This window comes from Anaerolineales bacterium (genome assembly GCA_030583885.1).
GTDB lineage: Bacteria > Chloroflexota > Anaerolineae > Anaerolineales > Villigracilaceae > Villigracilis.
The window spans coordinates 3,404,172-3,416,918 of the sequence record CP129480.1; the positions used below are offsets into that span (position 1 = coordinate 3,404,172).

A 12,747-nucleotide genomic window follows, 5' to 3' on the forward strand; every position below is an offset into this window, starting at 1 on the left:
GGCAGTGTCAAAATAGTATTTGCAGGATCGGAACTCGCCGGACATGCCGCTATTATACAACAGGATGATTACTGCGACAAATCGAACGAAAAACTCCAGGGGCCATTCACGGTATAGAACTCATCGCTATACACAACCTGCTCCGCCTGCTCCTGGGTCATCTCGGGCGGGATGCTGATGATCTGGAGCGTGAGCACGCCATTCACATCCACACAATCCAGCACAATGCCAATGCCTCGGTCCAGCATGGACTGCTGTATCTTGGGCATGTAGACGGAGCAATATTCGCCCTCGCGCGGTGTTGTTGCGATCGAATAAATCACTATGGTTGCGTTGGAAAGATCGGCATCGGGCGGGACCACAAAGGTCAAGGTGTCACAACGCAATCCTGTTTGACCCTCGGACGGCTCCTGCAGACTCACCAGTGTCGTACCATATTCCTGCAGCACCGTCTCACCATATGTCAAACTCGCAGACCAGATGGACCAGTCAGATGTGTCGGGCAGGGTGAAACAAACATCTGCGTTTACACTTTTTCCCTCCACTGAGGCGCGCTCCATGCGGACTTCGATTCCGCTTGCTGATTGATTCGGTGCAGCCAACTCCACTTGTGCGCTTGGATATGACGGGTCAATATAGGCGGTGGCAGTGGGAAGGAACTGCGGCAGGACAACCTGCTCCTGCGCGGCAGGCGCACATGCAGCGATAAAGACCAACAACATTGGGATGAATTTCTTCATGGGTATCTTTTCTCCTTTGACATTAAGCTAGCAAATCGGTCAGCGCCTCACGCGGACCTGGGAACCGAAAGTGGTACCCAGACTCGGTCAGCCGTTTCGGCTGGGAAAACCTGCCTTCCAAGATCAAGACGCTCATTTCCCCTAAAAAGGCCCTCAACAGGAAGGCTGGGGTTGGAAACCAATATGGGCGACGGATCACACTTGCAAGCATGCGGTTGAATTCCGCATTGGATGTGGGCACGGGTGCAATGAGATTATGCGCTCCACGTGCGTTTTCATCTTCGGTCAAATGACGAACTGCCTCCACCCAATCCGTGATGTGTATCCATGGCATGGAATGCTGGCCTGAGCCGAACGGTCCCCCAACAAATAATCTGATCGGAAGCGCCATTAACCCAAGCAATCCGCCGTCTTTGGAAAGTACAACCGCAGAGCGCAGAACGATACGGCGTACGCCCAGGCCCTCGACCGATTTTGTTGCCATTTCCTCCTTGACCGCGAGCTGGGCGAGGAAGTCATCTGCAGGCTGGGTTGATTCGTCGGCGAGGTCGCCGCGCAAGCCGTAGTAGTTTATTCCGGATTGCTGGATGAAAATGCCCGGGCGGCGGGTCGCTTTTTCGATTGCCTCAGCAAGCGCGAGGCCGGGCAGGACGCGGGAGTCGTGGAAGTCACGTTTTGTGGCGGCAGTCCAAGGCCAGGAGGCAAGCGTCCTCCCTGCGAGGTGAATGACCACATCCATTTCAGTGACGAGGTCTCCCCAGCCATCCGTTGTTTTCGCATCCCATTTCACAACCTGTACGCCATCCATGACGCGGGAACCGCGTGTGAGGATGAAAACCTCGTGCCCGCCGGCAAGAAAGGATCTTGTCAGCGCCCGCCCCAGAAAACCCGAGCCGCCTGCAATCATGATATTCATTTCAAATGCTCCTGCATCGATTCGCACTTTTGATGCTTTTACGTATTTAATCAAGTGGATGTATAATCACGCAGATTGCCGAGCAACCATGCATGAACCCGTATTGGTACTCAATGCTAATTTTGAGCCGATCCACATATGCTCAACAAGGCGGGCTGTCGGTCTGATCCTTGCAGGCAAAGCTGGCATGATCGTGAACGGCCGCGGGCATATCCGTACAGTATCGCAGTTGCTTCCGCGCCCTTCCGTCATTCGGCTGGAAAGCCAGGTTCACCGGCCGCGGCCGCGCGTCAAATTATCGCGCCGCGAAATATTCCGCCGCGATAATTATACCTGCCAGTACTGCGGCAAACATGAGGGAAGTTTAACAGTGGACCATGTCGTCCCGCGCCATATGGGTGGACAGCATGTCTGGACCAACCTGGTGGCGGCTTGTTCCTACTGTAATCACCGCAAGGGCGGGCGCAGGGTGGAGGAAGCGCACATGCGCCTCATGCACATTCCCAAGGAACCGCCGGCAAACGCAGCCTACATCTTTGGCAAGCTCATGAACGAGAATGGCGAATGGGAGCCTTATATTTCAGGCTGGTAAAAACCGCCCTATTCTCCGCTTCCGTTTTTTCCAACCCCTCTCCCATGCTGCGAGAGGGGAATTCATTTACTGAAATCCAACGTCATAAAATCCTTTGCGAGGGTAATTTCTCCAGGGAAAGTGGTCTGCGCTTCCGCAACCAGGTCGCCGTTGGCAAATTTCCCCGTTGGGTAATGGATGAGATACAACCTGCCCACTTCCGCCTTTTTGGCGATCTCGCCCGCCTGCTTCGCGGAGGAATGTCCGGGCGCCTCCCCTGTTGCTTCGTGGATCAATACGTCCGCACCCGCGCTGAGGCGCAGCACTTCGTCGCAGGGTTCCGTGTCACACGAATACACCATCACTTTTTGGCTGTGCGGAAATTCGATCCGCAGGCCGATATTGGGGATCATGTGATGAACAGGTGAAGCGTGGACCTTGAAGTCCGGACATTCCAGCACCGGGGTCATCTCACTGGCCGGCAGGCGATAAAACACAACGGGGAAAAAATTGGGCCATTCCGACCAGTTGTAAAATCCCATCAGCCCTTCGACGCGATCCAGGGTGTAATGCAAGCCGTAAATATTGAGCGGTTTCCGCCTGCCCATCAACCACATATCCATCAGCAGGAGGGGGATCCCCGAGGCATGGTCCGGGTGAAAGTGGGTCACGATCATATCGGTCAGATCATTGAAGTCCAGCCCCGCTTCCTCCAAACGGAGAATAGAGTTGCTGACCGAATCGACCAGCAGCATGCGGTCCTTCCCCACAATGACCATGTGCGTGTTCTCGCTCTCCCTTGTAGGAATGGCGTTCGAGGCACCGAGGATGATCACCTTGGACATGGTCTTATCTTAACCGAATTTCCCGCTGTTGAAAATCGCAATTACATCCCATTTACCTCAGCGCATTCAGTAAAATACCGGGCGTAACATGGGCCTCGATCACCGCCGCAATCGCCAGCAGGGGAATCACCAGTCCAATGAATATCTTTGTCCAATCCGCGAACAACTCAAGGATCACCTCCCCCATGGACTTCCCCGTCTGCGGTGTTACGATGGCAACGCCCATGTGAAGCACCGCTGCGCTTCCGATCATTAATGCAGGAAGTTCAAAAATTCCATGCGGAAGGACGCCTGCCAGAAACAGCGGCAGGGCTTGAAGATCCAGTAATTCGAACAGGGCATACAGCCCGCCGATCAAACCGATATTCAGCATGTAAAACAAAACGCCCAGAACGCTGAAAGAGAACAATCCCGCCAGAAAAATGACAACCATGGCACGTGTATTGTTGACGAACAAAAAGGGTGCACTAATACCCTGGCTCAGGTTTGCCAGCTCCGGCAGCTCGCGGACGCGTTCTTCAACCAGTTCCAAATCCTCCGGCGATGCCAGGGCAATGGTCTCCGAAACATTGACCATGATCCAGTCGTAGCCCATCCACAGGCTGACGCCGGCGATCAGAAAAACAAAAAATACCGCGGGCAATATCCGCCGAAACGCCAGGCCAAGCACATTACGGTACCATCCTCCCAACGACCGCGCGCCGCCAAAAAAATTGGACCAGAAGGTGCGCCACATCCAGTGCAGGTTGATCGCATCGATTTCACGCCCGAGCAAATATTCGCGCTGGAAATGGGCAATGCCAACGCGGATCAACAACAAGGCAATGATCATCACGCCCGCAATGGCCAGCCAGAGCACCTGCTCATTACCCCAGAACAACATCACCGCCTCGCCCTGCATCAAAATGGCGACAGGGATCACAATGAAGGAAGCCAGCAGATTCGCCGCCTTCACAGAGGTGGATTGTACCGAGATCACAATCGCGGCACTCACCATCAGCGTGGCATGCGCCGTTGTAAGCAATATTAACTGCACCATGACGGACAAGGGGGGCATGGCAAGCCCCTGGCGCGAGATCATCACCATATAGATGGCAATCGAAATATAACTGGCAACCAGCGGCGTCGCCACACCCACCAGCAGTTTGCCAAAATACAACTGCCAGTCATCCAGGGGGGCACTCAACAGGGGCTCGATCGTGCCGCGTTCCTTCTCCCCCACAAAAGACTCCAGCGCAACCACCAGTGAAACCGTGATCGGAAAAAAACCGATGATCATGATCGAGAACGGCACAAGTCTTTCAAGGATCAGATCCGCATTGTATTGATTCAAAAAATCGACCGTTTGTTTTGCGAACTGGTTCATCAAAAACGGGAAACACAAAACAAGGATCGTCATCGGCATCAGCACCCGCCAGTCACGGAACTGATCGCGTAATTCACGTCCAGCCACCAGCCAGACAAGTCTAAGTTTATTGAACATGCTCACGTCCCTTTGCTTCCGCCATCACCTTGAGATACACCTGCTCCAGCGTGCGCGCCTGCTCCTGGAACGCCATGACAGACGCAGAACTGGATGACAACGACCTCAGGATGCGGGGGTTTGATTCCTGCGGGCGCTTCACGCGGACCTTCAAACTGGTCGGCGTTTGCGAGAGCATTTCCACATCCTTGGGTAGTTCAAACCCGTTGGAATCCCATGCGTCGCTGAAGATGATCTCATACTCCGGCGCGCCAAGCACCTGACGTTTCAACTCTTCCAGTGTGCCTTGCAGCAAAATTCGCCCACGATAAATGATGGCGATCTGGTCTGCCAGCGCCTCCACCTCGGTGAGGTTATGCGAGCAAATCACAATCGTACGCCTGGATGATTTCAGACGCGCAATCTCATCCCTCACCAACCGCGCGGATTCAGGGTCCATGGCGGAGGTGGGTTCATCCAGCAAAAGCACACCGGGGTCGTGCATCATGGCGCGGGCCAATGCCAGCTTCTGACGCATCCCCTTGGAGTACTCGCCGATCCTGCGGCGTGCGGCTTCTGCCAGCCCAAAGTATTCCAGCAAATTTTCACTGCGCGTCTTCCGTGCAGACGGTGAAAGGCTGTACACCTGGCCAAAGAAATCCAGATATTCAACTGCGGTCATCCGCATATAGAGGCCGTGTTGTTCCGTCAACACCCCGACCGAAGCGCGGACATCATGTCCGTTTTTGACCACGTCATACCCGGCCACCCGCGCCCATCCGCGTGACGGATGCAACAACGCCGTTAACATGCGCACAGTGGTGGTTTTACCTGCACCGTTCTGCCCCAACAACGCGAGGATCTGCCCGGACTGAACGGAAAGGTCAACGCCATCCACCGCGACAAAATCATTAAACTGCTTGCTTAGATCATGAGTCTCTATCATTCTTCTTCCTTCTATTTAAGAAACAAACAATCCCTATTTTATTACCCGCCATGCAAAGCCGCCTTCACAGAGACCTTACAATATCTGTGCAAGCCGATGCCTCCCATGCAAGCCAACCCCCGCAAAAATGAGCAAAAGCGCAAAAAACAACTGATTTATGTTCAATCCACCCGCCAAGGAGACATCGAGGCGAAGGAATTCAAGCAAAAAACGGATGACGGAATACACAAGGAGATAGGCGAGAAAAAGGTCGCCAGACTTGAGCCTGTCCGAAAAATTGCGCGCAACCCATAATAACAAAACCATGTTCCCCAGGTTCAGGATGGCTTCATATGCAAACAGCGGGTGGTAAAAGTGGACTGTTTCATACCCGGCCAGGCGGCTGGTCGGATCAATGAATATTGCCCAAGGCAGGCGGGCGGGTAACCCGTAGAGTTCCTGATTGAAATAATTTCCCATACGTCCAACCGCCTGGGCAAGGGCTAGTCCTGGTGCGAGCAGGTCGGCCAATTCCAAAAAGGGCAGTTCGTATTTGCGCGAAAAAAGGAACACGGCAAACACACCGCCCAGCAGCGCGCCGGGGATTCCAAATCCGCCATTCCACAACGCCAGCATGTCCAGGGGATGGGTGAGATAATGCGCCGTGGTCAGGCCAAGCCGAACCGAGGAAAGAGGCGGAGTAAAGACATGCCAAAGCCGCGCGCCAAGCGTCCCCCAAAATATCAAGGGCAGAAAAAGATAATAGACGATCGCCGCGTCATGACCACGGCGTTTTGCTTCACAGGCGGCAAGCAACGCCCCCGCTGCTATGCCAATGGCAATCAGGAATCCATTCCAACGCAACAGCCAGGGGCCGATAAAAAATCCTTCACTCATGGGAGTTAATGCAAATACTCCTTGTCTTCCCTGGCTTTTCTCATGCGCTCATGTCCCTGCACACGGACGTGAAGAATTCGCTGAAGTGCGGTAATGTTGGCGAGCAGGGCGATGGCACAAACTGCAATGAAGGGCAGATTAAACACGAGCAGCGGAATTAACACAAGATACCTTTCGACACGAGTGAGAATCCCCACCTTTGCAATAAAGCCCAATCCCTCAGCGCGCGCTTTGACATAAGAAACGATCACCGAGCCCGCAGCCGCAGTAAAAGTGATCATGACACCGTAATAATCATCCAGCGAAAGAAAGTAATACAAAAGCCCGCCAAACGTGACGAGTTCGGCATAACGGTCGCTGACCGAATCAACAAATGCGCCGAAATCGCTGGGTTCACCGCGCAGGCGCGCCATGGTTCCATCAAACGCATCGACAAGGACAAAAGCCAGCAGGATAAAAGCCCCCGTCGTCATTTTGCCCTGCGAAATAAAGTATGCCCCGACGGTTGTCCCGACCAGCCCCAGCAATGTGATCGAGTTTGGAGTTAATCCGAGGCGATTCAAAAACGCGCCAATGGCATCCAATATGCCTTTAAATATAATTCGCAATCTGTCTGTGAAGGTTGGTTTATGATTCATCAAGCAGTCCGCAGAAATCCTTTCGAAAATTAATAATTTTACTCTTCAGATTTTTCTTCGCCAGACAGATCGTCTTCACTGACCAGCACATCTCGTTCCTTGCCGCCGCCCTGGGAGGGTCCAACAACTCCCATTTCCTCCAGCTGATCGAGCAGTCGCGCGGCGCGCGGATACCCAATCCGCAGGCGGCGTTGGAGCAGGGAAGCCGAGGCACGCTGGCCCTTGCGGACAATGGAAATGGCTTGTTCGATCAAGCCGTCATCCTCACCTTCACCGGGCTCCTGCAAGAGTTTTTCCCAAGGCGGGGAATCATCCGCTGGAGTTTCGCCGGTCTTCTGCCAGTGTGAAATAATGCGTTCGATCTCCATATCAGTGATCATCGCGCCCTGCGCGCGAACGGGATTGCCAACCTCAGGGTTGAGGAAGAGCATATCACCACGCCCAAGCAGGGTTTCCGCACCCGTGTAATCCAAAATAACGCGGCTGTCTATTCCGGATGCGACTGCAAATGCCAAACGTGCCGGGAAATTGGCCTTGATCAGGCCTGTCACGACATCTGTTGAAGGACGCTGCGTGGCAACCACAAGATGAATGCCCGTCGCGCGCGCCATTTGGGCGAGGCGGACGAGGTTATGTTCGGTATGTTCCGGCGCCGACATCATTAGGTCAGCCAGCTCGTCAATCAACACAACAATGCGCGCCAAAGGTTTGACATCCGCCTTGCGTGAGATCTTGCGGTTGTAGGCATCCAGGTCGCGTGCATGAGCGGATTCGAGCAGCCGGTACCGATGTTCCATTTCGACCACCACCCAGCGCAAAACACCCATGATGCGCTCGAGATTGGTCTCCACTTTTCCATATAAATGAGGCAGTCCATTGAAGCGGATCAACTCGACCATCTTCGAGTCGATCATGACGAGGCGCAGGTCTTCAGGCGCATTGTTCATGGCAAGACATGCTGCAATGGATGTAATGCAGACCGATTTACCGGAACCCGTTGAACCGGCTATTAACAAATGCGGCATACGCGCCAGATCCGCGATCAACGGTTGACCGGAGACATCGCGTCCCAGGGCAATGGTGAGGGGCGCACCTACCTTATAGAACACATCTGACTCAAGCAGGGTTTTCATACGGACAACGGAACTGTGTGTATTCGGCACTTCGATACCGACGTATGGTTTACCGGGTACCGGAGCTTCGATACGCAAACGCTGGGCGGATAATGCGAGGGCAATATCCTTTTCCAGGGAGGCGATCTGCGCGACACGCACTTTCATTTGTTGGGCATCTTCTTCATCGGAGCCGGGCTTTTTGATAAAGCCCGGTTGTACGGCAAATTGTGTGACTGCGGGGCCGACACGATACCCAATGACAGTGGCAGGGATGCCAAACTCAGCGAGGGTTTTCATGATCAAACCCGCCGTCTGGTTGATCGTACGTTCATCGGCATGCGTGGCAGATTCAGCCAACAGGATGCCCAAAGGCGGCAGGTCCTCTCCGCGCGGCGGCAGCTTATTTGATCTCTCCTCCTTTTTGTTGCCCGATTTCAAAGAGGTGCGGAATTCCGGCGGCAGCGGCTGGGTCTTCTTTCTTTGCACGCCAGACTTTGCCGATTTTTCACCTTTTTGGTTTTCATCCACAGGCACAGGCGTGGACAAAACCACAGGCGGAGCTTCGCCGGCAATTTGCAACAACCAGGCTTCGAGTTTGGACCAGAAGCCAAGGCCCGTTGCCGCCGTGAGAAGCCAAAGGAGAAAGAGTACAAGCGTGCCGCCCAACCCTCCGAGGGAACGCCATGCAAAGGTGGCAAGCCCCCAGCCAAGGCGTCCGCCGTCCATGCCGGACTCTGCCCGGAAGAGGTTGTTGCCTCCAATAACGGCAAGCAAGCCCAGGGTCAGGAGAGAGGCGAGCTCAAGGGAAATAAGCCGCCCCCAACGCACCTCATCCCGATCCCGTTTGAGAAGCGAGTATCCAAAATATCCAATGCCAAAGATGACCAGCAAACTTCCCCAGCCAAACCAGAGACGAAGCAGGCTGGCAAAAGGCGTAAGGATGATGCCGTCTGTAAATTCCCACACGGCCAGCAGTGACATCAATGCGAACGCGATCAACACCACGCCAATGGCGTCGCGCAGAAAACGGCCAAACTGCATGTAAAAACCGGCAAGACGCTCCAGCCAATCGTTTGGCGATTCGGTCTGAGGGTATTGTCTTTTGCGGGTGTCCGAGGATTGCGGCATGGGGGTTACGCTCCGCGAAGCCTCATGCTCAAGCCCATGCGCTGATGGGCCGCATCCAAATGCAGGATACGCACTTGAACCTGCTGCCCCTCGGAAAGGAATTCCTTGAGCGGCCTGCCCTCGGCCTGTGGAATTTCGGAGATATGAATGAGACCTTCCACCCCTGCCTCCAGACGGGCGAATGCGCCAAAGGAAAGTACGCTGGTGATGATTGCAGATTGTATGCTGCCATCCGGAAACTCAACCGACGCGTTCTGCCAGGGATTGGGCAGGAGCCGTTTCAGGCTCAGCGCCACGCGGCAACGTTCGGGTGCAAGGTCCAGCACTTGCACGTCTATCGTACTGCCCAGATTGACGATTTGAGAGGGATGGGAAACGCGTCCCCACGATAATTCCGAAATGTGAATCAACCCTTCCACGCCGCCGAGGTCAATGAACACACCGAAGTCCGTGATATTGGTAACCTTGCCCTGAACATTCTGTCCAGCCCGCAATGCCTCGAATATCTCTGCACGTTTGCCCGGCTCCGATTGCGCCGCGCGTTCCGAAAAAACCACGCGCCCATCCTCCGGCACACATTCGATCACCTTCAAACGAAGCGAACGTCCGACGTATGCTTCCAGGTCATGCTCGCGGTCAGGATATTCCACTTTTCCGGATAAGGCCACCAAATGCGAAAATGGCACAAAGCCATACATGCCATCGCCCTCGACGAGCAAGCCGCCGCGATTATGGCCGGTGACCATCAGGTCAACGATCTGGTCGCGCAGATACAAGTCCTTGACCTGCGTCCAGTCGGCAGGTTTTTTCTCTGAGAACGCACCTTTCGGCTCCCCACCGACATCGGGCTTGCTCCCGGCAAAATGAGCCGGGGGAAACGCCGACGAGCGATTCTCCTCCGCCAGAACCGACGACCACCAGCCATCATCTATCACTGGCATCGGATTTTCATACCTTCTTTTTGTGTCAGCCATGATCGGCTCCTTCTCATACTTCAAAATACGTTCATTGATCTTGAAGGTTCACTTCCATCTCGAGGATCGCTTTCGCAACAGCCTCCACGGCGACGCGCTGTTTTCGGTACAGGTCGGCTTCAGACATCGCCAATCTGGCGGCGACATCCCGCACCTTGCGCCCCTCGATAAATTTCATTTCAAGGATATTGTACAGTATCCACTCCGTTGTAAACTTTCGATCACCCCGCGGTTTAACCTGATCCACAGCACGGCGCAATAAAGCCCGCAATGCATTTGCGGTATTGCCGTCATCTTTTTCGGCAAGTTCACGCACAACTTGAAGTTTCGTCAAGGGGTTATTCGTAAATTTGGGTCCGCCCCAATAATGCGTCAGCGCATCCTTGACCCAATTGGCAAGGTCTGCCTCCTGCGGCAGCGGCTCCGCCAGCAGACTCGCGCGCGTATCATAACGTCCTGCCGCACGCAGCCGCTGGATCATTTCCACCTGCGGTTGTAGATCTGCCAGGGAACGGAACACGCGCAATTGGAGTTGACGGTCTTCCAGCGCTATCGCGGCACGGTCTGCCAGCAGCCACAAGGCATCGCGCTGATCGTGTTCCAATGTCTGCCTCTCCCCTTTTGCAACACCGAGCAAGCCGAGCAGTGGAGGCAGTTCATCGCGGTCCATTTCCGGATGTCTGCGGCGATGCAATGGCAAGACAAAAAAGCTGCCCCATTGGAACTCGCGCCGCGTGTCGCCGTTGACCTGTTCAAGGGCTTCGGTTAAACCCTCCTGGTCGAGCAAGGCACGGTTTCCCGCCACAACAATGGGAGATAAGATCTCATCGTCCAGCGCGGCAACAAAAGCAGATGGAGATTGCAAATGGTCGCGCACAGCCGCAAGGACTGCCTCAAGGAATTGCTGTAGATCGCCCTCTGTGAGCAAACGCTCCTCGATGTTTTGGAGCAATTCCAATTCACTGCGGTCGCCCCCGAAAAACAACCAGCGCTCCCAGAGAGGCGCGGCAAATGTGATGGCATGTTCGAGCAGCAGGATGGTTGCCACCACAGTAAACGGGACAAAGGCGTTATAAGGCGTGCCGAGTACCTCCCCGCCGCGCCGGACAACCGTCATCAAGCCAAGGGCGGCAGAGGCGGTTACCGGTCCGCGCATGATCCACTTGACCAGACGGCTTTTTATTACGCGGTCCGGCCATGAAACTCCAAAGAAGGCCACTGCATACGCCATCACGATCACCAATGCGCCAACCAGCAAATTAATGACAGTTGCCGCGCCCCAAAAGAGATATTGATGCTGCGCAGCAAGTCCATACCCAAATAATAAATAGGGATACGAACCGAGCGCGGGGGCTGTGGCGCCCGCCATCAAATACAACATGCGGCGGCGTCCCGAACGTGTCAGCATGAGACTGTAAGCGCGCGCAAAATTCACCCCCGCCCACACCATCGCCGAGACGTAAAAAAGCGTGAAGACTTCCGTCCATGCCGTGCGCACGAGAAACGGAGCCGGCTTCCCATCCGGGATGAAATCGCCGACCAAATGTCCAAATGCAAGCAACAGGAGGAAACCAGCTGAAACAACATACATGCCGCGCACGGCCACCCGACGGCGTCCACGCGAAGGACGCCCGGCCGTCACAAGCAGCGCATCAGAGAGATGAAGATATGCCGCCGGGAGAAAAACAATTCCAAACCACTGCAAACGCAGCAACAGATCGATCGCCCCGCTCGACAACGATTTATCCTGCAGGCCTTCGGAGGTGAAAACCACCACCACGCAAAGCAAAATGATCGCAAACGAACGCGCCACCCTATCGCGCAAATTGAACGAAAGCGCATAGAGAAAAAGCGAAAACGCTGTGATGGCGATCCCCGCCGTCAGTATCTGGTTGAGCGTCTGGATCCCCGCCAGAAACGTATCCGACCAACCGTTAATCATGGAAACCCTTCCAATAAATTTTTACAGCGCGGACATCACCGCAGCCGGTCTACTTTAATGCCTTTGCAAAAAATAAAGCCACATCCTGATTGATGTAATAATGGTCATTATACCCGCAGAACTCATACCCGAACTTTTGCGCAAGACGGATGACAGGGACATTCTTCGACTGCATCTCCAGGATGAGGCGACGATGCGATCTGGACTCCGCCCACTCCTGCCCGGCCGCCAATAAAGCGCTGCCCACGCCCTGGCGACGGCGTGCCGCATCCACCACAATATCCGTGATCCAAACCACTGAGGCGGTTCCCCGTTCAAGCAGGCTAATGTACCCCACAGGGTCACGATCAATAAAAGCAGTGTACATCATGGACTTCCGCACCCAGTCATCGGCAAGCGCGAACTGATTATGCGGATATTCCACAGTGATGGAACGCGGCAAGCGCACCTCGCGGAAGGTGGTTGTCACCTGTCCTGCGTCGCGGCGCAATTCCAATTGCCAGACCGCCTCGCTGATAATGGAATGATCGATGGCCATTAAGCGGGAAAGATCAGGCGCAATGGTGGGGCGAAGTTGAATTTCAGACATGAATA

At 54.5% G+C, this 12,747-nt stretch carries 12 protein-coding genes; 1 reads left to right on the plus strand and 11 read right to left on the minus strand.

What is annotated here, in order from left to right; translation table 11 throughout:
- Positions 1-68: 68 nt before the first annotated feature.
- Positions 69-740 carry a hypothetical protein gene (locus tag QY332_17100; GenBank protein WKZ35330.1) on the minus strand — a complete coding sequence of 224 codons (672 nt, stop codon included), beginning with the start codon at positions 738-740 and terminating at the stop codon, positions 69-71.
- Between the two features lie 22 nt (positions 741-762).
- Complete coding sequence (locus QY332_17105; protein WKZ35331.1) at positions 763-1,656, minus strand: TIGR01777 family oxidoreductase; 894 nt, start codon at positions 1,654-1,656, stop codon at positions 763-765.
- An 88-nt stretch (positions 1,657-1,744) separates the two neighbouring features.
- On the opposite strand from QY332_17105, the gene QY332_17110 reads away from it, so the two are divergent.
- Complete coding sequence (locus tag QY332_17110; GenBank protein ID WKZ35332.1) at positions 1,745-2,248, plus strand: HNH endonuclease; 504 nt, start codon at positions 1,745-1,747, stop codon at positions 2,246-2,248.
- A gap of 62 nt (positions 2,249-2,310) precedes the next feature.
- On the opposite strand, the gene QY332_17115 is transcribed toward QY332_17110, so the two are convergent.
- From QY332_17115 to QY332_17155, 9 genes are all read right to left on the minus strand, one after another.
- On the minus strand, positions 2,311-3,072 hold the full coding sequence (locus QY332_17115; GenBank protein ID WKZ35333.1) for an MBL fold metallo-hydrolase: 762 nt from the start codon (positions 3,070-3,072) through the stop codon (positions 2,311-2,313).
- A gap of 52 nt (positions 3,073-3,124) precedes the next feature.
- Complete coding sequence (locus tag QY332_17120) at positions 3,125-4,555, minus strand: stage II sporulation protein M (GenBank protein ID WKZ35334.1); 1,431 nt, start codon at positions 4,553-4,555, stop codon at positions 3,125-3,127.
- Positions 4,545-5,480 (minus strand): ABC transporter ATP-binding protein, encoded by a 936-nt coding sequence (locus QY332_17125; GenBank protein WKZ35335.1) that lies wholly within the window; start codon positions 5,478-5,480, stop codon positions 4,545-4,547. The genes QY332_17120 and QY332_17125 overlap by 11 nt, the downstream gene beginning before the upstream one ends.
- A gap of 75 nt (positions 5,481-5,555) precedes the next feature.
- Entirely contained in the window at positions 5,556-6,356 is an 801-nt protein-coding gene (gene lgt / locus QY332_17130) for a prolipoprotein diacylglyceryl transferase (protein ID WKZ35336.1), read from the minus strand.
- A gap of 5 nt (positions 6,357-6,361) precedes the next feature.
- On the minus strand, positions 6,362-6,994 hold the full coding sequence (locus QY332_17135) for a CDP-alcohol phosphatidyltransferase family protein (GenBank protein WKZ35337.1): 633 nt from the start codon (positions 6,992-6,994) through the stop codon (positions 6,362-6,364).
- 38 nt (positions 6,995-7,032) lie between these two features.
- Positions 7,033-9,237, minus strand: a complete 2,205-nt coding sequence (locus QY332_17140) for a DNA translocase FtsK (GenBank protein WKZ35338.1) — start codon at positions 9,235-9,237, stop codon at positions 7,033-7,035.
- 5 nt (positions 9,238-9,242) lie between these two features.
- Complete coding sequence (locus tag QY332_17145) at positions 9,243-10,211, minus strand: S1 RNA-binding domain-containing protein (GenBank protein ID WKZ35339.1); 969 nt, start codon at positions 10,209-10,211, stop codon at positions 9,243-9,245.
- A gap of 31 nt (positions 10,212-10,242) precedes the next feature.
- The gene (locus QY332_17150) at positions 10,243-12,153 is read right to left on the minus strand and encodes a hypothetical protein (protein ID WKZ35340.1); all 1,911 of its coding nucleotides are present in this window, start codon (positions 12,151-12,153) and stop codon (positions 10,243-10,245) included.
- Between the two features lie 49 nt (positions 12,154-12,202).
- Positions 12,203-12,742 carry a GNAT family N-acetyltransferase gene (locus QY332_17155; GenBank protein ID WKZ35341.1) on the minus strand — a complete coding sequence of 180 codons (540 nt, stop codon included), beginning with the start codon at positions 12,740-12,742 and terminating at the stop codon, positions 12,203-12,205.
- Positions 12,743-12,747: the final 5 nt, after the last annotated feature.